A 20,232-nucleotide genomic window follows, 5' to 3' on the forward strand; every position below is an offset into this window, starting at 1 on the left:
CGCACCCTAGGCCGCCGCATCCCGGCCATTCCCCGCCACGTCGGCGCAGATCGTCAGACCGCTTTGTAAGCGTCGATCACGCGGGGAAGATTTTCACCAGCCGGTCGACGGCGGCGTCGATCTCGGCCGGGGTCGAGGCGGCGAAGCCCATCAGCCAGCCGGGACGGCCCGCGCCCGCGTCATGCAGGGGCGTCAGGCCGGTCAGATGAACGCCGACGCGCCGGGCCGCGCGCACCGTCTCGGCCTCGTCGAAGCCGTCCTTCAGGAAGCAGGGCATCTGCAGCCCTCCGACAGGCCGGTCGGGCGTGACGACGTGGGGCAGGCGCGTGTTCACCGCTGCCTCCAGCGCGTCCAGCCGTTCCGCATAGACGCCGCGCATGGTGCGGACATAGGCGCCGAACCGGCCGTCCTCGATGAAGCGCGCCAGCGTCAGCTGCGCCACCGAGGCGGTGAAGCCGTCCATCAGGCTGCGCGCCGCGACCATCGGCTCGACCAGCGGTCGCGGCAGGATCAGATAGGCCAGCCTCAAGCCCGGAAACAGCGACTTGGTGAAGGTGCCCAGATAGAGGGTCCGGTCGTGCGGGTCCAAACCCTGGACGCAGGCGGTGGGCCGCCCGGCGTAGTGGAACTCGCTGTCGTAATCGTCTTCCAGAATCCAGGCGTCATGCTCTGTCGCCCACTGGATCAGGGCCAGCCGCCGGTCCAGCGACAGGGTGCGTCCGGTCGGAAACTGGTGCGAGGGGGTGACGAAGACCGCCCGTCCGTCCTCGCGCCGGGCCAACAGGTCGTCAGTCCGCAGCCCCTGCGCGTCGACCGGCACAGGCAGGCGCTTCAGCCCCGCCGCCTCCAGCGCCTTGGCGGCGCCCTGATAGGCCGGGTCTTCGATGAAGACGCCGTCGCCGGGATCGGCCAGCACCCGCGCGCACAGGGACAGGGCCTGCTGCGAACTGGTCAGGATCAGGATCTGGTCGGGATCGGCCCGCGCCCCGCGTTCCAGGTTCACATAGCCGGCGATGGCGCGGCGCAGGCGCGGATGGCCCTGCGGGTCGCCGTGGTGCAGGGCGGCGGCGCCTTCCTCGCGCAGGGTCTGGCGGTGCAGCCGGTCCCACTGTGCGAAGGGAAACAGGCGCGTCTCGGGCACGCCGGGCGAGAAGGCCAGCGGGGCGTAGGGATCGCGCAGACCCCCGCTGTCGGCCATCGCCTGCCCGCGCTTGCTGAGCGTCGGCGCCGCCGCCGGTTGCAGGACGGGGCGGCGGCCCGCCGGGCGCAGCACCCCGCGCTTCAGGCCCAGTTCGGTCAGCTCGCAGACGAAGCTGCCGCTGCCGACGCGCCGCTCGATGAAGCCCTCGGCGTGAAGCTGGGCATAGGCCGTCTCGACCGTATCGCGCGACACGCCCAGCGACCGGGCCAGCGTCCGCGACGAGGGCAGGGGCCGCCCCGCCGTCAGCGACCGCTCCACGATCAACTGGCGCACGGCGCGCTGGATGCGGGCGTGCAGGGGCAGGCCGGACTGGGCCGGGTGGTCCATGAAGGCCTGAACGGATTCCAGCTGGGCGCGCTTCAGCAATGGTCTGCAGTTTCTTTCCAAAGTGGCCGGAATGATCCGGCCAATCCAGCGTTAGGTGTCACGCCCCCGGCGGGATGGCAATGTCGCCGCCCGACCTGTGATGGGATGTGATGTCATGGGCGCTTTCGACTTCGCCGACTTCTTCAGCCGCGATCTGGACGATCTGAAGCAGGAGGGCCGCTATCGTGTCTTCGCCGATCTGGAGCGGCTGGCCCCCGACACCCCCTATGCCCGCGATCACCGGCGCGGGCGGACCATCACCATCTGGTGCTCGAACGACTATCTATCGATGGGCGTCCACCCCGAGGTGGTCGAGGCGGCGCAAGGGGCGATCCGGACCTATGGCGCGGGCGCGGGCGGCACGCGCAACATCTCGGGCACCAGCCACGAGCACGTTCTGCTGGAACGCGATCTGGCCGATCTGCACGGCAAGGAAGCGGCGCTGCTGTTCACCTCGGGCTATGCGGCCAATGACGCGGCCCTGTCGACGCTGGCGTCGCGCCTGCCGGGGGCGGTGATCTTTTCCGACGCCCTGAACCACGCCTCCATGATCGAGGGGATGCGCCGCTCGGGCGTGGAGAAGCACATCTTCGCCCACAACGACTGGCGCGATCTGGACCGGCTGATGAGCGGGGTCTGTCGCTATCGGCCCAAGCTTGTCTGTTTCGAGAGCTGCTATTCGATGGATGGCGATTTCGCCCCTATCGCCGCCCTCTGCGACGTGGCCGAAAAGCACGGCGCCTTCACCTATCTGGACGAGGTTCACGCCGTGGGCCTGTACGGCGCGCGCGGCGCGGGCGTGGCCGAACGCGACGGCCAGTCGCACCGCATCAGCATGTTCCAGGGCACCCTCAGCAAGGGGTTCGGCGCCATGGGCGGCTATGTGGCGGGCGATGCGGCGGCGGTCGACTTCGTGCGCAGCCACGCGCCGGGCTTCATCTTCAGCACGGCCCTGCCGCCCTCGGTGGTGGCCGGGGTGCGGGCGGCTTTGCGGCATCTGAAGGCCGAGGGCGCGCCGCGCCGGGCGCTGGCCGCACGCGCCGCCTCGATCAAGGCGGGGATGCAGCGGTTGGGCCTGCCGGTCCTGCCCAGCCCCAGCCACATCCTGCCGGTGATGATCGGCGATGCGGCCACGGCGCGGGCGGTGACGGACGCCCTGATGGATGAGCACGGCGTCTATATCCAGCCGGTCAACTTCCCCACCGTGCCGCGCGGGACCGAGCGGCTGCGCGTCACGCCGACGCCGCTGCACAGCGACGACGACGAGGATCATCTGCTGGAGGCTCTGGCCGCCGTCTGGGCCGACAACGCCGACTGGCGCCGGTTTTCGGCCTCGGCCCTGCGGACGCTGGAACCGGCCTGAACCTCAGTCGGCGGTCGAAGCTTTCCACCGCTCCAGATACTCCAGCCGCCTCAAGACTTTTGAGCCGGGGTCCAGCAGGATGTGCGCGCCCTGCGGCGCCTCGAACGTCGCGCGGCCGTCGGTCATGGGCAGGGCGCGCAGGACGCCGTCCGTCTCGACCTCGACCGGCAGGGGGAAGGGGCGGCCGTTTCCTGTCTTCCATTCCAGCGTCATCTGCTCGCCCTGTCGCGTCATGACCAGATCGGGCAAGGCCGCCTGATAGAGGTAGACGTCGAAGAACCAGCCCATGTCGCGCCCCGTCACCTCATTGACGATGGCGACATACTCCGGCGTCGTGGCGTAGCGCGGCTGGAAGTTGCCCGGCTTCGGATCGGGGCGGCCGTAGACCAGGCGACGCAGGCTCTCATAGAAGGCGTCGTCGCCGATATGCAGGCGCAGGGTGTGGGCGATCAGCGCGCCCTTGTAATAGAGATCCAGCGCCGGGCCGGTCTTGTCGTCATAGACGGTCGCGGCGTCCTGCGACTGGCCGGACACGACCGGGAAGCGGTTGGCCAAGGTCAGCCGCATGGTCTGAAGCTCGGCCTGCATGGCCCGCTCGCCGTTCAGCCAGCGGGCGTACAGCGGCTGCATGTATGTGCCGAAGCCCTCGTGCAGCCACATGTCGTCCCAGTCGGCGTTGGTCAGCTGATTGCCGAACCACTCGTGCGCCAGTTCGTGCTGCAGCAGCCAGTCGTAGCCCTTGCCGTCCAGCTTGTAGCCGTTGCCGTAGGCGTTGATGGTCTGGTGCTCCATGCCCAGGTGCGGGGTTTCGACCACGCCCATCTTCTCGTCGCCGAAGGGGAAGGGGCCGACGGTCGCCTCATAGAAGTCGAGCATCTGCGGGAATTCGTCGAACAGCGCCTGCGCCTTGGCCGGATCGGCTGAGGCCAGTCGCCAGAAGCGCAAGGGGATGACGTTTCCGAACCGGCTCTGATAGTCGGCGGCCATCTCCACATAAGGGCCGACGTTCAGGCTGATGGCGTAGGTGTCCGGCTGGCGCGCGGTCCAGTTCCAGGTGGCCGTGCCGTCGTCGTTGTCGGTCTTGCCGAGGAAGCGGCCGTTGGCGGGGGCGCTGAGGGTCGAGGGGACGGTGATGTGAAGGTCGACCTGTTCCGGCTCGCCCTGCGGATGGTCGATGCAGGGCCAGAACAGGTCGCAGCCCTCGCCCTGAACCGCGCTGGCGATCCACGGCTGGCCGTCGGGCGTCGTGGTCCAGACGAAGCCGCCGTCCCACGGCGCGCGCTTGGCCTGATGCGGGCGGCCGGAATAGGCGATGCGGACCGAGACGCTTTCACCCGCCGACAGCGGGCGGGGCAGGGGAATGGTCAGCCGCCCCTCGGGGTTGGACCAGTCGGCGACCGCCTGCCCGTCCACGGCGATGGCGGCGATGGCGAAAACCGCGTCCAGCTCGACCACGACCGCCGATGTCGGCGCCGTGGCGGCGAAGTCGAGGACGGCGACGCCTTCGAGTGATTGAGTCTCTGGAAGCAGCCGGAAGGACAGGTCCGCCTTGTCGAAGCGCAGGGCCAGCTGCTCCGCCGTGCGGGGCGTGCCGCTGGACAGGGTGAAGGCGGTGGTTTCGCGCGCCGGCTCCTGCGCCAGAACGGGCGACGACAACAGGGCCGTGGTCAGGCAGAGGGCGGCGAGAGGGCGCAAGGCTGAGGCTCCGGCTGGACGAGCCCTGAGGGTAGCGGGAGCGCGTGCAAAAGAAAAAGGCCGGTGTTTCCACCGGCCTCTTCAAAATCCGTCAGTCGACGCCGATCAGGCGGCGGCTTGCTCGGCCAGCTTGGCGCGGACCTGGCGCTTGATGCGCAGGGCGGCGGTCGACAGCTGCTCGTCGCGGGCCTTGACGATGAAGGCGTCCAGGCCGCCCTTGAAGTCGAGGGTGCGCAGCGCGGCGTTCGAGATGCGCAGCGAGAAGGTTTGGCCCAGAGCGTCCGACTGAACCTTGACCGTCTTCAGCGACGGCAGGAAACGGCGCTTGGTCTTGATGTTGGAGTGGCTCACGTGATTGCCGACCATGGGGCCGATACCGGTGAGTTCGCAGCGACGCGACATCTTAAGATCCTCAAGGTCACATCCGCCATACCGGTGCGGACGCATGAAACAGGGACGCAGCGAGCGACGGGGCCCGCGCGAGAGGGGGCCGTATAGAGGAAGGACTCGCCGGGCGTCAAGACTGGAGTCGTCATCCCGAGCGACAGAGTCATTGTGAAGGCGAGGGATCGCCTTCGTTCAGCAGTCGTTCAAGCCGTGACTATATAGAGCAGACCCATGATGAGTCCCATGAACGGCAAATCGATGAAGACCTTGATCCCCTTCGCCCGTCTGATGGCGGTCGCCGCCCCGGTGGTCGCCGGGGCCGTCATGCTGGCCGCGCCTGCGTCGGCGCCCCAGGCGCAGTCGGCCGCCCAGTCCGAAGTCCTGCCCGGATACTGGGAATACACCACCAGCGTCATGGGCGCGCGCGACACTGAACAGAAGTGCGTGCGCCCCAGCGAGATCAACCGCTTCTTCGGCGGCCTGTCGACGCGCAAGTGGCAGTGCACCTATCCGACGCGTCAGGTCGGCGACGGCCGCGCCCGCTTTGAAGGCAGCTGTCAGGACCGCAAGGGCCGCCGCATCAATGTGCGCCTGAACGGCACCTATGAGGAACAGGCCTTCCGCTTCAACGGCGGCGCCCAGCTGGCGCGCGGCACGCCCTACATCCCCGCCAGCATCACCGCGCGACGCCTGGCCGCCCAGTGCCCGGCCGGGGCGGAATATTTCTGATCTGCGCAAAAAGCACGGAGGCCGGGATGGATGTCCCGGCCTCTTCTTTCGTCTCAGCCGGCCGGGCGTTCCGGCGCGTGGCGGCCGGACAACAGGCTCTGGGCCCATGTGACGAGCCCGCCGTTCAGCGCCGCATAGGCGATCAGGCCGATCACCAGTCCCCAGAAGGCCCCGCCGATCCCGAACAGCTGGATATTGGCCGCCGCCGCCAGAAAGGTGATCAGGGCCGCCTCGCGCGATGACGGCTTGGTCAGGGCGCCCGCCAGACTGCCGCCGATGGCCCCCAGCAGGGCCAGTCCCGCCAGCGTGGTGATGAAGACGGCGGGCAGGGCCATGAAGACCGCCGCCAGCGTCACGCCGAACACCCCGATCAGGATGTAGAACACCCCCGCGGCCACGCCCGCGATCCAGCGCTTGGACGGGTCTTCATGCGCCTCCTTACCGGTGCAGATGGCGGCGGTGATGGCGGCCACATTGAAGGCGTGCGAGCCGAAGGGGGCCATCAGCAGCGACCCCAGTCCCGTCACCGTCACCAGAGGACTGGCGCTGACCTGATAGCCGTCGTTCCGCAGCACCAGCATCCCCGGCATATACTGGCCCGTCAGGGTGATCAGGAACATCGGGATGGCCAGACTCAACAGGGCCTTGAACGAGAAGGCGGGCATGGTGAAGACGGGCGCCGCCAGCTTCAGCTCCAGCCCCGACAGGTCGACCCGCCCCTGCGTCAGCAGGAAGCCCAGTCCTAAGACCAGTATGCCCACCACCGCATAGCGGGCGGTGAACCGCTTCAGCACGACGTAGGTCAGGATCAGCAGGCCCGCCAGCAGAGGATCGACGCCCACGCCGCCGAAGGCCTGAACCCCGAACGGCAGCAGGATGCCCGCCAGCAGGGCGGCGGCGATGGCGGGCGGGATCAGGCGGATCACCCTGTCGAACCCGCCCGACAGCCCCAGAACCACGAAGGCCGCCGCTGAAATCAAATAGGCGCCGATCGCCTCGGCATAGGATGCAGCGGCCAGCGCCGTGACCAGAAAGGCCGCCGCGGGCGTCGACCATGCGGTGATGATCGGCGCCTTGTAGCGCCAGCTCAGCCACAGCCCCGTCGTCCCCACGCCGATGGAGATCGACCAGACCCATGATGCTGTCAGTTCAGGGCTGAGACCCGCGACCCTGGCCGCCTGGAACACCAGAATGAAGGTGCCGCCATAGTTGACGATGACCGAGATCAGCCCGGCGACGACCGGATGCAGCAGATCGCTCCATCGCAGGGATGGAGAGGGGGCGGGTATGGACATGGGGCGAAGCCTCTGCGAACGACGATGCGCGCGCTCCTAGAGGATCAATGGCCGGTCCAGCCTGTCCATTCAGGTGTAGTTGAGCAGACCATTTCGTTTCTTCGGCGGCGCGCGGGCGCACCGGATTCGCCCTCAGCCATGAAAAAGGCCCGGCGTCGCCGCCGGGCCTTTTGTCGATTCGCCATCGCGCCTGCAATCAGGCGGCTTCGGCCTCGGCGGCCGAGGGGACGGGCTTCTTGGCGCTGAGCGACTTGCCCAGCAGGGCCATGGCGGCGTCCTTGTCGATCTTGTTGGCGGCGGCGACTTCGCGAGCCATGCGGTCCAGAGCCGATTCATAGAGCTGGCGCTCGGAATAGGACTGTTCCGGCTGGGTCTCGGCGCGGTGCAGGTCGCGGACCACTTCGGCGATGGAAATCAGGTCGCCTGAGTTGATCTTGGCTTCATACTCCTGGGCGCGGCGCGACCACATGGTGCGCTTGACGCGGGCGCGGCCCTTCAGGGTGGTCAGGGCCTTGGACACGGTGTCGTCGGCGGCCAGGGTGCGCAGACCGGCGGTCTTGGCCTTCTTGGTCGGGACGCGCAGGGTCATTTTCTCGTGTTCGAAGGTCACGACATAGACTTCCAGCGCCATGCCGGCGACTTCCTGAGTCTCGATCGCGGCGACCTTGCCGACGCCGTGCGCGGGATAGACCACCGCATCGCCAACCTTGAATTCCAGACCGGTCTTGCTCGTCATGTCATTCCTTTCCCGAACCGAAGGGAGAGATCGTCGCCGCGTCTTTCGAAAGCAAAAACCGCCCGTCCGCCGGACCTGGGTCAGGCGGTTGAGCGGAAGGTCGCATTGTCAGACGCGAAAGCGGATCACCGAACCTCTGGCCGACCCCGTCCTCGCGGCGAGGTTCTGTCGTAAATGCGGGCGGCGCGCAGGACTGCGGAACCGCCCGTTTCGAATAGGGAGGAACCTATCATAAAATTAGGAAATCTCAAAACATCCACAGGGCGGTCGACGACGACCGGCACATTGTGACTGCATTGTGGCGAATTCTTAGGAGCCCTTGCCCGGCTTGGGGCTGAAATACTTCTCGAACTTGCCGGTTTCGCGCTCATACTGCTCGCGATCCGCCGGGGGCACGCCCTTGACCGTAATGTTCGGCCAGACCTTGGCGTATTCGGCGTTGACCTGCAGCCACTTGCCGTCGGGTTCGTCCTCGGTGTCGGGGACGATGGCGTCGACGGGGCATTCCGGCTCGCATACGCCGCAGTCGATGCACTCGTCGGGGGCGATGACCAGGAAGTTCTCGCCCTCGTAGAAGCAGTCCACCGGACAGACCTCAACGCAGTCCATGAACTTACATTTCACGCAGGCGTCGGTGACGATGTAGGTCATGGCGTTCGGGCGGGCCTGTGGCAGCGAGGAGGTCGAGGGCGGGCACATGGCCCCGACGGAACCAACTGTCAACCGAAGGCGCTGTTGCAAAGCTGTTCAGGCTCGACGGCGCCGGGCCGCGCTTCATCTTCGTGACGCCGGATCACCATCCGCTCGGAGGCCTGTCCTCATGCGTTTCAACCAAGGTTTCATCACCCATTCCGCCATCGGCCGCATCGGCGCGGCCAGTCTGGCCCTGAGCCTTCTGGCCGGCGGCGCGGTCGTCGCCCAGGCCGCCCTGACCAGGGTTCCGTCCGAGGTCCAGTCCGGCGACTACAAGCTGGATCCCGAGCACGGCAAGATCACCTGGTCGGTCGATCACCTGGGCTTCTCCACCTATGTCGGCCAGTTCGTGAACGTCCAGGCCGAGCTGAAGCTGGACCTCGCCAACCCGTCCGCCAGCACCCTGACCGCGACCATTCCCCTGACGGACGTGGCGTCGAATTCGGACGGGCTGAACCGTCATCTGCAGACGGCGGACTTCTTCGACACCGCCAACCACCCGGTCGCGACCTTCCGATCGACCCGGATCGTGGTCGACCCCGACGACCGCGACGAGGCCACGGTCCATGGCGACCTGACCCTGCGCGGCGTCACGCGCCCGGTGGTCATGGAGGTCGAGTTCAATCAGGCCGGCCCCACGCGCGGCGGCTACAAGGCCGGCTTCGACGGCGAGGCGACGATCAAGCGTTCGGACTTCGGCATCACCTTCGGCCTGCCGGCCCTGGGCGACGAGGTGAAGCTGCACATCGAGGGCGAGTTCGTGAGGGCGGCGGGCTGAGCTTTCCTCCCCATTTCATGGGGAGGGGGACCACGAAGTGGTGGAGGGGCTTGGTGACGGCGGACCCAAGCAGCCCCTCCGTCTCGTCGCCTGCGGCTCCGATCCACCTCCCCATGAAATGGGAAGGAGAGCGGTTACTGCAGCGTCTCATAAAGGGCGCGCGCGTCTTCGGCCGAGCCGCGCCGTTCGCCCATCTGCACCACGCGGACAGCGATCAGCCGCCCGCCCTGGGCGAACATCACCTCGTCGCCGGGATGGACGCTGCGGCTGGGCTTGTCGAGGCGGGTCTGGGCGCCGTTGTGCGTCAGGCGGATGGCGCCCTTCTCGACCATGGCGGCGGCCAGGCTGCGGGTCTTGGCGAAGCGCGCCCGCCACAGCCAGACGTCGATGCGGCAGCTCTCCAGGCTCATTCAGCGGCCTTGCCGCCCGCCGTCCGCCGAGGACGCCGACGTGGCCTGCGCGCCGTCTTGGGCTTGGCGGCGGGGCGCACGGGCTGCGTCAGTTGGGCCAGGGCGGCGAAGGGGGAATCCTTGGGCGGCGGCGTCGGCTTGCCGGGGCGCGGCGCCCGATCGGCGCGCGGGGTGCGCAGGGCGGCGTGGATCGCCCTGGCCTGATCCGCCGTCCAGCCGAGCGCGTTCAGCGCTTCATCCGACAGCGGCGCCTTGCCCGCCGCGCGCTGGGCCTCGGCCAAGGCCTCCAACGCCTCGACCGGGGCGGTCCAACGGTCGACGGCGCGTCGCCCGAAGGCCGCCAGGGCCCGTGCCGTCGGAGCCGGTTCCGGCAGATTTAGGAGGCCATCGCCCGCCAGCCCGTTCGTCGTCTCGCGCGGAAGGAAAGCCTGAGCCAGCGCCGCGCCGCGCGGCTTCATCACGCCGGGCAGCCACACCGAATGGGCGCCGACCCGGATGGCGAAGGTCTTCAGCGTGCGCCGCTCATGCTGGCTCAGGGCCGCCAGATCGCGCTCCACCTCGCGCCGGGGGATCAGGCCCCCCGCCTCGATCAGCCGGAAGGCCAGACCGCGCGGCAGGCCGGTCAGGGCGCCGCTCTCGATGGCGTGGCGCAGCCGTTTCAGCGGCTTCAGCGCCCGTCCGGCCTCGGCCGCCAGCCAGGCCTCCATGCGCCGCTCGGCCCGCTCGCGCGCCGCCGCCGGCCCCAGTTCGCCCAGCAGCCGCACGCGCGGCGAGAAGGGGTCTTCATTGACGATGCGTCCAGTCAGGGCGCCGGTCCACAGCACGCCGCCGTCGGGCGTGACGGAGAAGGCCGCGTCGTCGTCCGCCGCCAGCCGTCCCAACCGCCGCGCCACCTCCGGCCCCACGGCCCGCGTCGCCGCCTGCCGCAGCGCCCGGTCGGCCAGGGCCGATCCGCCCGCATCGACGGTGAAGCAGACGCCGTCCAGATAACCGACGACCTCGCCCTCGACCGTGACCTCGCCGTCCTCGGCCACGCCCGCCAGCACGTCGGAGCGCACGTTCAGCGCCCGCATCAGCGCCGCCGTGCGCCGATCGACGAAACGCGCCGTCAGCCGTTCGTGCAGCACGTCGCTGAGCCGTTCCTCCAGCGTCTTGGTCCGGTCGCGCCATTCCTGCGCCCCCGTCATCCAGTCGGGCCGGTTGGCGATGTAGCTGAGCGTCCGCACCCCCGACAGCCGCGCCGAAAGCTGGTCGATCTGCCCATCGTCGCGGTCCAGATCGTTGAAGCGCGGCGCCACCCAGTCCTCGGTCAGCCGCCCGCGACGGCTGGTCAGGGCGGTGAATATCTCCTTCGACAGGCGGGCGTGTTCGTCCAGGGTCGTCTTCTGGAAGTCCGGCAACTGACACGCCTCCCACAGGCGCATCAGGGCGCCGCGCGAGCGGGCGATCTTCCTGACGTCCTCATCGACCGCAAAGCGCCGCAGCAGGGTCTCGTCCAGCGCCTGGGCCGTCAGCCGCAATCCATGCCGCTCCGGCGTGACCGTCAGCGACCGCAACAGGTCGGGCAGGGTGTCGAAGTCCAGCCGACCGCTGCGCCACTCGGCCGCCTCGACCGGATCGAAGCGGTGCTCGACCACCTGTTCGACCAGATCCTCGTCCAGCTCTTCCGCCTCGCCGGTGACGCCGAAGGTGCCGTCGCGCAGGTGTCGCCCCGCGCGCCCGGCGATCTGGCCGATCTCGGCGGCGTGCAGCCAGCGCGTGCGCCGCCCGTCGAACTTCCGCAAACCGGCGAAGGCCACATGGTCCACGTCCATGTTCAGCCCCATGCCGATGGCGTCGGTGGCGACCAGGAAGTCCACCTCGCCCGACTGGAACAGCTCGACCTGGGCGTTGCGGGTGCGCGGACTGAGCGAGCCCATGACCACGGCCGCCCCGCCCCTCTGACGACGCAGCAGTTCGGCGATGGCGTAGACCTGCTCGGTCGAAAAGGCGACGACGGCGCTGCGGCGCGGCAGGCGGGTCAGCTTCTTCGATCCGGCGTAAGACAGCGTCGACAGCCGGTCGCGGGTGACGATCTCCGCATCCGGAACCAGCGACCGCATCAGCGGCGCCATCGTGCCTGCGCCCAGGAACATGGTCTCGAACCGGCCGCGCGCGTGCAGCAGTCGCTGGGTGAAGACGTGACCGCGCTCGGGATCGGCGACCAACTGGATCTCGTCCACCGCCAGAAAATCGACCGACCGCTCCAGCGGCATGGCCTCGACTGTGCAGACGAAATAGGCGGGACGCGCCGGGACGATCTTCTCCTCGCCGGTGATCAGGGCGACCGAGGCCGCCCCGCGTCGCTTGACGATCCGCTCATAGATCTCGCGCGCCAGCAGGCGCAGCGGCAGGCCGATCATGCCCGAGGCGTGGCCCAGCATCCGCTCGACCGCCAGATGGGTCTTGCCGGTGTTGGTGGGGCCCAGGATCGCCGTGACGCGCGAGGGGGCCATGCCTGCGGAACGGTCGCTCATGACCGGCCCAAGGTGGCGAACCGCGTCAGCTTTCACAAGCGCCGCAGCGGCGGGATGCGAACGGAGAGAGAAGGGTAAGCGGAACCTTACCGGCGCCTGGAACACGGGCGAAACGAATCATGACCGAATCAGCGACGTTCGCCGATTCAGGCTTTGTTCCCTACTAGGGATTGTAGCTTAACGGCCTTTAACCACAAGACGAAACCGGGGCGGGCGTCTTGGCGCTCGCCAAGTCTCCCTGAGGGCTTCCCTGCGGCGGCAACCTCCTTTAGGCAGTGCGCCGTGGCCCCGTAGCTCAGCTGCATAGAGCAAGGCTTTCCTAAAGCCGAGGTCGGAGGTTGGAGTCCTCCCGGGGTCGCCATTCCCCTATCGAGACCACTTAGAACCTGCTCAATACACACTAAGGGTCGCTCAAAGTGCGAGTCGCTCTCAAGAGTGGGCGGCTCTGTGCAGCCAAGGTCAGCAGCGCGCCAGGAGCGGACACTGATCTAACTGCCGGAAGCGGACGTTGGCCTCGGGCGATGTGATCCTTCAACGGACATTCGAGCCTTTCAACAGATCCTGCGATCGCGTCGATCGTAACGGAACGGCAACCGAGACGATTGAAGACGAGAGGTGACCCTGGGGGATTTCAAGCGTGGCGGAAAACTTCAACTACATCTCAATCGGCGGCTGGGACGGCGAGGATCTCAATGATCTGAGCATGGGGCGGGGGCGAATGTTCGAATATACGCCGACCGACATCCAACAGCGCCTCGCCAAGCTGGATTCGACGGCGACCGACTATCTCGAAGCCCTACCGACCTTCGTCTGCAGCGAGGTGGACCGCACGCCGCAAGGAAGCGCCTTGCGCGTCCGCTATGGACGGGTCTCGATCGTCAGAGTCGGCAATCGCAGCCTGGAGTTTGTCTTCACGACCGAGACGAACTTCGGTGAGCTCACCTTCGAAGACATCGAAGCGGCGCGAGCAGTCTTCAGCGCAGACCCATTCCAAATGTTCCGCACCCATTGGGCGGTGCGCACCGGGGACGTCCAGTCCATTCTGGACCGATTGTCCGCCGCCCAATCGGCGACGGCCGCACCGGTCGCCGCCACAGCCCCCGACCCTGCAGCCTCGCCTGCGGCGCCGCCACGAAGCAAGGACATCCTCGGCTCAGCCGACAGTGTCGAGGGTTTCCTCAAGTTGCTCTACGAGGCGCTCAACGACGATGACGTCGAGACCTTCTTTCGGGGTCACGAGAACGCCGCCTTCGAACTCGTCCCGTCGCTGCTGCGCAAATGGGCCGACGGAAACTGGCAGTTCATGCCGAAGGAAGATCGGCTGTGTCAGGACCTCCTGATCAGCCACCACGACGAGTTCCAGTCAGACACCTATTGCTTCGACCGTCTAGTGCGAATGCAGCATTACAAGCTGCCGACCCGGCTTCTCGATATCACCAGCAACCCGCTCGTAGCCCTGTTCTTCGCCTGCCACAGTTTTCCGGAGCCCCTCGACGTCGACGGCGAGGTTATCATCCTACAGGTCGCTTCAGAGCGGATGCGCTACTTCGACTCCGACACGGTGAGTTGCGTTGCCAATCTCTCCAGACTCACATACGTGCAGAAGGATAGGCTCGATCTCGACCTGGACCTCGAGCCGTTCAACACAACCGAGATGGCTGGCAAACTGCTCCACCATATCCGGTCCGAGAAAGGGTATTTTGAACCGCGCATTGATCCCGCAGATCTGGGTTCCATCCTCTGCGTCAAAGCCAAGCACAGCAATAGCCGCATCAGGTCCCAATCCGGTGCCTTTCTTCTGTACGGCCATGGTGCGACCCTCCCTGACGAGGGCGAGGAGGGTATCGCCATCAAGCGCGTCACAATCACCAACAAGGGCGAGATTCTGAAGCAGCTCGATCGGATCAACATCAACGCAACCACCGTCTATCCGAGCATCGAACAGACCGCCGTTCACTTGAGAGATCTGTACCGTATTCCAGACGTCGCGCCCGCGCCGGCGGCCTGAGACCAAAGCAACGTCTCGTTTGACGCGGCGTCATGGCAGGTGAGCGTCTTGCCCGGCCCCGATCCGTTCCCGGCCTGCGCGATGGTGCGGATGTCGGTCCCCCTTTGGAAATTCATCCTTCTCGAGCCTGTTCCCAGCTATGACGGAGTAAGTCACAGCCCAGGCGACTGAAGGCGCTGGAACAGCGGAGGAATCCAACATGACCAGCTTTCAGGAAGCGTTCGATCTTTCGCTCGAGGAAATATTCGCAGGCCAGGATGCCGCGCATGAACTCCTCGGATCAATCCGGGGGCGGCTCTTCCACGACACGCTCAACATCTGCGCGCCGGGTGTGGCTGCGGCCTCGCACACGGCGATCAAGAACCAGGCGTTCAATCTCTTATCCAGAACCGGCTACGCCACCTTTTTCGGGCTTCACCGGGACACCCCGAGCGCCGTCTCGAGCCTGAAAGATCTCTGGTCGGCGCTACTATCTCAGCCCGCCGTCTTTCACGATCTGGCGGAATGGTGCTTCGCCTTTGCGGCCCTCGACGCCTCATCCCGCTTTCAGTCGGACCTCTGCCCTTCGCCCAACAACGAAAACGGCTTGTCCACCGCCCTGGTCGCCTACCTCGCCCATGCGTGCGACGCCTGGGCCAAGACGATGCAAGGGCCCCTGTCCCGCCGTGGCGGTCACCTCGCGCTTCGCCACCTCGACCTGTCGATCCTAGGAGGCGAGCAGAGCACCGGCGGCGACTTCGGCCTCATTCTGGAGTTCGACGGCGCTACGGCGACACCGGGTTCCGATCCTCGCCCCTCGAAGGGTGCCATCCCGATCGTCCTTCAGGCCAAACGCTATACCGGCGACCTCGCGGACGTCTCCCAGCATCATGCAGTCCGTGGCTACCAGTACAGTTATCTGGCCGGCAACCCCTGCGCTTCAGCCTATGTCTTCTACGACAACGGCACGATCCAGAATGACGCTCCGCTCCCCCCAATCGTCAAGCCGGTCGGCAAAGTCGCCGGCCCGGGACGCACGCCCGTTCAGTCGGACAGCCTTGACCTGCCCGCCTATCTTCTGACCGCGATCGCCGACGCGAGGCTCGCCCCCCGCGCAGACGACCCTGATCAGGCTCTGAAGATGATCTTCGCCGAGGCCGCCCCCGGTCAATTGTCGACCTTGGCGGTCATCTCCGCCGATCTCGGCGCCGAGTGGCGCTATGCGGCGGCGCTCCGGAGACTGGCTGACCTCGGATTGGAACGGGAAACCTTGCGTCACTGATCGCTCTTCGCCGGTTCTGTCCGAAACGGTTAGGGACGCCCTCAACTGCCGCTCAGCCATCCGGCAAAGGGTGATGCCTCCGGTACGAGGTCATCGAAGCCTTAACCCCGAGCCCAGGTCGCGAGGTCGGAGGCACTTATAAGCCCCCGACCAACCCAGAACTCACGGGTGATTCTGGGCATCAGACTAGAGCCGCGTTTGATCCTGTCGGGCTTTCAGGTTTGACGCCCACTGCTCCAACGCCGTGATTTCCTGCTCGATGGCCTCGGGGCGCGGCAATGGGCGGTTTCGGTCAGCGGCTTCGCTATGGAGCATTTCGGAGCAACGACCATAGCCGTCGCGCATGGCTTCACAGTCTGCAGTCGTGATCACGGTCAGCTTCACGAGGTTCTTGGTGTCCACCTTGTTCGATAGCCGGCGGATGACGCTGGATAGGGCCTGCTCGACCGCGATTTCCCAGCTATCCCGAAGGGTGCCCAGAATGGACTTCAGCGTCTTCCGCCACTCGTCCTCGTTCCCTTCGTCGTAATGGCGTCGCTCGTTCGCGAGCTGACTTGAAAGCGATGCGACGATCTGTTCGACCTTCCGGGCTTTGAACGGCGGGTTCGGGTGAGTGAAGCCCGCTTTGTCCCGTCCTCTGGCGACCGAGTTCACCGTCATATCGTTGAAATTGGCGTCGCGGGCTGCCTGCTCCAGCTCGAACAGGAAAGCCAAGTCGTGGGTGAAGACCACAACTTGGCGGTTCGCGGCTTCGGCGACCAGACGCTGGGCGACAGCCTCCCGGTGGATGTGGTCGAGCGAGGAGACCGGATCGTCGAAAACGATTCCGGATTTGCTTTCGGTGGTCGAGAGCTCAGCCAAAAAGGCTGCCAGCGCTGTGCACCGGTGTTCGCCCTCGCTTAGCACTTGCGCCACTTTCGCATCCGGCTTCCGGATCAAGGCAACCTTGAAACGGGGCATGCCTTCCCGGCTGTTCTGCTGGCGCAGCTCCAACGCAAGGTCGGCGATCTTGAAACTCCCTACTTCGATGGTGAACTGAGCGCGGAGCGCATCTGTCACCAAGGCGCCAGCGACCTCTGTGCTCTTGGTGGTGATGCGGGCAGTCGAGGTTTGCTTCTGCGCCGTTTCCAATGCGGTGATCTGTTTTCTTCGTTCGATTTCGGCGAGCACATCAGCCTTCATGCCAGCCAGCCACTGTCGGTCGGCTAGCTCTGCCTTCTCGCTGAGCAAAGCTAATCGTTCCGCCGATCCGGCGTCTGCCAGAAGGCTCGCAACCCGCCCGTCCAACACGGCCAAGCAGTCGGCGATGCCCTGTCGGTTATAGGTGTTCGGAGCCGCCGTGACCGCTGCCCCATGTTGCAGGTGCCGAAGTATCTGCCGATGTCGCCAAGCCGCCTGAACAGTCGCCTTCCTCACCTCGGAGGCCAATCTAGCTTGCTTCAATTCATCCCGGATCGTGGCCGTTATGTCCCCGATCTCACGGATCGACAGGCCAGCGCCCTGGAACGTCTCCATCGCAGCAGTCAGACGTTGGCGGGCTTGCTCTGCCCGGAGCTGGCTATCGTCTCGAACGAACTCATCGAACCGCTTCAAGCGGTGACTGGCGGCGTGAGAGAGGTCTTGCTGACACAGCACGCAGACGCCGTTCTCCGTTACCGGGAAGATGCGTTCTGGGTAAGCATCCTGCTCCGAAAAGGCGCGCGCGCTGTCCCATAACATATGCCAGGCCTCAGTCCCGATCTGGGGAATGGGCTCATCGCGGAAGAGTGCCGCTGACGCCGCATTTGCCGCTTGCCGCGCTGTCTCCGCATCGCGGACCAGTTGACCGATGCGTGCCACCTCTTGATCCGTCACACTGGCGAACAAGCGGTCGAGCTGTTGGATCTGTCCTTCGACTTTGGTCTTGAGTGCACCGAGTTGGCGTGCCACGCGCTGGGGGTCATCGGCCAGGTCGGAGGTGAGCTGTGCGTGACGGTCCCGCTCCTCCTGCGATAAGGTCGAGAGGGTTTCGATCCGGTCGGGAGCAGTGGTCCCGGACAGTGCAGCGACCAGCTTGCCGACGGTCGTCTCTGGAGAACAGGTCGGGTTCGTCAGCCCGATAGGCGTCTGCTCTTTAAGCCGGGTGACATCGGCCACCAGTTTGTCTTTGACTGGCTTACAGAGTCCCGCGAGCTGAGCCAGCATTTTGAGGGGCATCGGGGTGTAAGCGACGTCGTTGGTATCATCGACGTGGACGTTGGCGGTGCGGGAATCGAACACGCTGACGTCAGACAAAGCTGCGTCCGCAGGGGTTCCTAGCTGCCAAGCACAGGAGCGGTTCTGACCGCCGATGGCGTAATCGATGGTGGCGCTCGGGATGCCTGGGTTCTGCTCGTAGATGTCGGGGATGACTTCCTCGACCTTCTCAACGTTTCGTGCGCGGCATGCCTTTTTCAGGATGCGCGCGTAGCCAGATTTTCCGGAGCCATTATCACCGTAGACGACCGTCAGGCCATCTTTACGGATCGAAAGCCGCTGCCCGGGCGCGAGCGCGCTGACGTGACTGACGGCACTGATGCCCCGGAGATAGACGTCTCCCTGATCTCGATTCACATCGCGAAGGTGTCCGGCCTCTAGAGGGACGCCGGGTTGCACACCCTTACAGATCGCGGCGAGTTCGTCGATTTCGGCGGGCTCGATACTCTGTTGTGTTGCCAGCCGCCGGAGCGCATCGCGCTGCCATGCGGGCGAGTCAGCCGACCACGCCAGTATCCCTGCAAGTGCTTCTGCTTCGGTCGCCATATCGCTTCGCCGCCCCATCTACTGCCAGCCGTTGAACCGGCTGATTGGCTTGTCCGTCCATGCTGACGCGCGCGTGCGGTGCACGAATGATCAACTAGGGATAGCAGCGATACTCGCATAACGTCTCGGTAATTTTGTTTCGATTCCACCACTGCGACCCTGCCTTCGACCGGATGTCACGGCCTGAAAAGCCGAGCGAAGAACCGGCCCTTGAAGCGAGGTCGCAGCTTTCGTCTTCCCCCGCCGAGCTTGTGCCGATCCGGCGGCGTCAGGAAGCTCGACCCCTAGCGATCCAGCTCTTCAGCCTGGGATTGCGTTGGGTTTATCGCGAAGAAGCGCGAGGTGGCTTCACTGGCGCTGCCGCTCTCCCGTCCCCCCTTCGATCTCTTCTTCCGACGGGCGACGGCGGCGAAGCGCGCTCTGACGCCCAAGGACGACTGATTTAATACGCCGCAGATGCAGCGTGGATGGCAGCGGAGGCTTAAACTGACCCAGGCTGTCAGAGTTGCGCGGCAGACTAGGGTTCAGACTCATAACCACCAACAGATGATGGCGGCGAGAGCGATGGCTGCGGCGTATGTGCAGGCGAGTTTGTCGTAGCGGGTTGCGACGCGTCGGAAGTCCTTGATGCGGCAGAAGGCGCGCTCGAGGAGGTTCCTGCGCTTGTAGCGTTCGGGGTCGAAGGAATGCAGGCGTTTGCGCCGCGGGCCGTTCGGGATCACGGGGCGGGTTCCGCGATCCAGCAGCAGGCGGCGCAGGGCGTCTGAATCATAGGCTCGGTCGGCGGCCAGGGTGGCGGAGGCGGGCGCGGCCTGGATCAGGTCGGCGGCGACGGGAGCGTCGCCGCGCTGGCCGGGCGTGATGACAAAGGCGACAAGACGGCCCAGCCCATCGACCAGGGCATGCAGCTTGGTGGTCGGTCCGCCCCGCGACCGACCTATGGCGTTGGCTGAAGCCCCCCTTTTCCGCCCGTCGCCAAGCGATGAGCCTTGGCTCAGGTCGAGTCCAGCATCAGTTCGGCAGGCGGTCCGCCGCTGGCGGCCAACTCTTCGAACGCGCGCCTCGACCTCCGATGTCGCGTTAGCCCGGAATACGTTCTGGGCCCATCTTCGCAGGGCGATCCGCTTTGCGATCCATGGCATCATGGTCTGGCTAGGGACCCCAGTTGCGTATCCCTGCCTCGCCGTCGGCGATCATCGAATCGATGTCACTGCTGGAGGGATTGGGCAGAGGACGGTCGGACGTCTGCAGGTGCTGGGCCCAAAGGTCTTGCGTTCCCGTCGCCATCGTCGGAGCGGCCTTGATCTGGTCTTCGACCTTAGACCGCTCCCGTCCAAAAAGCGGACGCGCTGAACGGCCGCCATGAGTCAGTTTTGGCCTCAGGTCTGGATTTGGCCAATCCTCGCGTTGAGGGGGCATTGCAGGCTGCGCTGTTGGGCGGCCAGCGCTGGCTCCTGGTTGCGCTGGTATGCACGAGTGCGAGAGTGCGGCGAAAATCTACTGTCTTAGAATATATAGCATACTATATATTTACTTAACAGGCTGATGCCGGTTCGAGGGAGTGCTCACTCTGGACTTGGACTCGTGCCCACATTGATGACATCATAGCTGTTGCGTTTGGCGAATCCTTGCCGCGCTTCAGGCTAAGAAAATGCCTGCGACTGTCGCCTGGAAGAGGAGGTCGCCTTGCGCCCGCCCTGATTAATCAATCACGCCCGCGGCTTAGCCCGGAAACAACTCGAGCCCAGAGCTAATGCCCTAGGCCCGGTTGAGGACTGATCATCCTGTCGTTTCGACCCGACCTGAAGATCATCCTTCCAATCGGCTGCCTGGTCAAGCGCGTTTCTTAAGAAACGGGCAGCGATGGCGCCTGAGTTGATGACATCTCTCAGAACATCAGGAGTTTCAGATGGAGCCCATCCATCCTCACTCTGTCGCGCATCTGCGGCAGAGCTCGACAGCGCTCGACCATGCCATTCAGGATTATGCTCACGAGAATGCGTGCGCGCTTTC

At 65.7% G+C, this 20,232-nt stretch carries 15 protein-coding genes and 1 tRNA gene; 6 read left to right on the plus strand and 10 right to left on the minus strand.

All coding sequences use genetic code 11. The features are described from left to right. Positions 1-76: 76 nt before the first annotated feature. Entirely contained in the window at positions 77-1,567 is a 1,491-nt protein-coding gene (gene pdxR, locus ACWIDZ_RS14260; RefSeq protein ID WP_453989697.1) for a MocR-like pyridoxine biosynthesis transcription factor PdxR, read from the minus strand. 115 nt (positions 1,568-1,682) lie between these two features. On the opposite strand from pdxR, the gene hemA reads away from it, so the two are divergent. After that, positions 1,683-2,930: a 5-aminolevulinate synthase gene (gene hemA, locus ACWIDZ_RS14265; protein ID WP_453989695.1), complete on the plus strand. Its 1,248-nt coding sequence runs from the start codon at positions 1,683-1,685 to the stop codon at positions 2,928-2,930. A gap of 3 nt (positions 2,931-2,933) precedes the next feature. Here hemA and ACWIDZ_RS14270 read toward each other — a convergent pair whose 3' ends face one another. Together ACWIDZ_RS14270 and rpmB are read right to left on the minus strand one after the other, a co-directional pair. Continuing rightward, positions 2,934-4,625, minus strand: a complete 1,692-nt coding sequence (locus ACWIDZ_RS14270; protein WP_453989693.1) for a M1 family metallopeptidase — start codon at positions 4,623-4,625, stop codon at positions 2,934-2,936. Between the two features lie 105 nt (positions 4,626-4,730). Continuing rightward, positions 4,731-5,027, minus strand: coding sequence for a 50S ribosomal protein L28 (gene rpmB, locus ACWIDZ_RS14275; protein WP_291778975.1), 297 nt, complete (start codon positions 5,025-5,027; stop codon positions 4,731-4,733). 228 nt (positions 5,028-5,255) lie between these two features. Between rpmB and ACWIDZ_RS14280 the strand changes: the two genes are divergently transcribed. After that, positions 5,256-5,741 (plus strand): DUF3617 domain-containing protein, encoded by a 486-nt coding sequence (locus ACWIDZ_RS14280; protein WP_233126829.1) that lies wholly within the window; start codon positions 5,256-5,258, stop codon positions 5,739-5,741. Between the two features lie 53 nt (positions 5,742-5,794). Here the strand turns inward: ACWIDZ_RS14280 and ACWIDZ_RS14285 are convergent, their stop codons facing one another. From ACWIDZ_RS14285 to fdxA, 3 genes are all read right to left on the minus strand, one after another. Next, positions 5,795-7,036, minus strand: coding sequence for a benzoate/H(+) symporter BenE family transporter (locus ACWIDZ_RS14285; RefSeq protein ID WP_453989690.1), 1,242 nt, complete (start codon positions 7,034-7,036; stop codon positions 5,795-5,797). 196 nt (positions 7,037-7,232) lie between these two features. Then, the gene (locus ACWIDZ_RS14290) at positions 7,233-7,772 is read right to left on the minus strand and encodes a CarD family transcriptional regulator (protein WP_291778987.1); all 540 of its coding nucleotides are present in this window, start codon (positions 7,770-7,772) and stop codon (positions 7,233-7,235) included. A 309-nt stretch (positions 7,773-8,081) separates the two neighbouring features. After that, a complete protein-coding gene (gene fdxA / locus ACWIDZ_RS14295; RefSeq protein WP_003166185.1) occupies positions 8,082-8,423 on the minus strand; it encodes a ferredoxin FdxA in 342 nt (113 codons plus the stop codon). 169 nt (positions 8,424-8,592) lie between these two features. On the opposite strand from fdxA, the gene ACWIDZ_RS14300 reads away from it, so the two are divergent. Further along, positions 8,593-9,243: a YceI family protein gene (locus ACWIDZ_RS14300; RefSeq protein WP_453989688.1), complete on the plus strand. Its 651-nt coding sequence runs from the start codon at positions 8,593-8,595 to the stop codon at positions 9,241-9,243. Positions 9,244-9,377: 134 nt separating this feature from the next. Here ACWIDZ_RS14300 and ACWIDZ_RS14305 read toward each other — a convergent pair whose 3' ends face one another. Beyond that, on the minus strand, positions 9,378-9,653 hold the full coding sequence (locus tag ACWIDZ_RS14305; RefSeq protein WP_453989686.1) for an RNA-binding S4 domain-containing protein: 276 nt from the start codon (positions 9,651-9,653) through the stop codon (positions 9,378-9,380). Beyond that, positions 9,650-12,169 (minus strand): helicase-related protein, encoded by a 2,520-nt coding sequence (locus ACWIDZ_RS14310; RefSeq protein WP_453989685.1) that lies wholly within the window; start codon positions 12,167-12,169, stop codon positions 9,650-9,652. The genes ACWIDZ_RS14305 and ACWIDZ_RS14310 overlap by 4 nt, the downstream gene beginning before the upstream one ends. Before the next feature lie 284 nt (positions 12,170-12,453). Between ACWIDZ_RS14310 and ACWIDZ_RS14315 the strand changes: the two genes are divergently transcribed. From ACWIDZ_RS14315 to ACWIDZ_RS14325, 3 genes are all read left to right on the plus strand, one after another. Next, positions 12,454-12,530, plus strand: a tRNA-Arg gene (locus ACWIDZ_RS14315). 276 nt (positions 12,531-12,806) lie between these two features. After that, entirely contained in the window at positions 12,807-14,177 is a 1,371-nt protein-coding gene (locus ACWIDZ_RS14320) for an FRG domain-containing protein (protein ID WP_453989683.1), read from the plus strand. Positions 14,178-14,376: 199 nt separating this feature from the next. Next, positions 14,377-15,438, plus strand: a complete 1,062-nt coding sequence (locus ACWIDZ_RS14325; protein ID WP_453989681.1) for a hypothetical protein — start codon at positions 14,377-14,379, stop codon at positions 15,436-15,438. 186 nt (positions 15,439-15,624) lie between these two features. On the opposite strand, the gene ACWIDZ_RS14330 is transcribed toward ACWIDZ_RS14325, so the two are convergent. Further along, positions 15,625-18,219, minus strand: a complete 2,595-nt coding sequence (locus ACWIDZ_RS14330; RefSeq protein ID WP_453989679.1) for an AAA family ATPase — start codon at positions 18,217-18,219, stop codon at positions 15,625-15,627. Positions 18,220-18,749: 530 nt separating this feature from the next. Beyond that, a complete protein-coding gene (locus tag ACWIDZ_RS14335; protein WP_453989677.1) occupies positions 18,750-19,364 on the minus strand; it encodes an IS5 family transposase in 615 nt (204 codons plus the stop codon). Between the last annotated feature and the right edge of the window lie 868 nt (positions 19,365-20,232).

This window comes from Brevundimonas sp. NPDC055311, assembly GCF_053645695.1.

Bases quoted from the DNA above. Each gene is read 5' to 3' on its own strand.
- ACWIDZ_RS14305 (WP_453989686.1), bottom strand. From the start codon at position 9,653: ATGAGCCTGGAGAGCTGCCGCATCGACGTCTGGCTGTGGCGGGCGCGC.
- hemA (WP_453989695.1), top strand. From the start codon at position 1,683: ATGGGCGCTTTCGACTTCGCCGACTTCTTCAGCCGCGATCTGGACGAT.
- rpmB (WP_291778975.1), bottom strand. From the start codon at position 5,027: ATGTCGCGTCGCTGCGAACTCACCGGTATCGGCCCCATGGTCGGCAAT.
- ACWIDZ_RS14310 (WP_453989685.1), bottom strand. From the start codon at position 12,169: ATGAGCGACCGTTCCGCAGGCATGGCCCCCTCGCGCGTCACGGCGATC.
- ACWIDZ_RS14300 (WP_453989688.1), top strand. From the start codon at position 8,593: ATGCGTTTCAACCAAGGTTTCATCACCCATTCCGCCATCGGCCGCATC.
- ACWIDZ_RS14285 (WP_453989690.1), bottom strand. From the start codon at position 7,036: ATGTCCATACCCGCCCCCTCTCCATCCCTGCGATGGAGCGATCTGCTG.
- ACWIDZ_RS14290 (WP_291778987.1), bottom strand. From the start codon at position 7,772: ATGACGAGCAAGACCGGTCTGGAATTCAAGGTTGGCGATGCGGTGGTC.
- ACWIDZ_RS14330 (WP_453989679.1), bottom strand. From the start codon at position 18,219: ATGGCGACCGAAGCAGAAGCACTTGCAGGGATACTGGCGTGGTCGGCT.
- ACWIDZ_RS14335 (WP_453989677.1), bottom strand. From the start codon at position 19,364: ATGATGCCATGGATCGCAAAGCGGATCGCCCTGCGAAGATGGGCCCAG.
- ACWIDZ_RS14280 (WP_233126829.1), top strand. From the start codon at position 5,256: ATGAACGGCAAATCGATGAAGACCTTGATCCCCTTCGCCCGTCTGATG.
- ACWIDZ_RS14325 (WP_453989681.1), top strand. From the start codon at position 14,377: ATGACCAGCTTTCAGGAAGCGTTCGATCTTTCGCTCGAGGAAATATTC.
- fdxA (WP_003166185.1), bottom strand. From the start codon at position 8,423: ATGACCTACATCGTCACCGACGCCTGCGTGAAATGTAAGTTCATGGAC.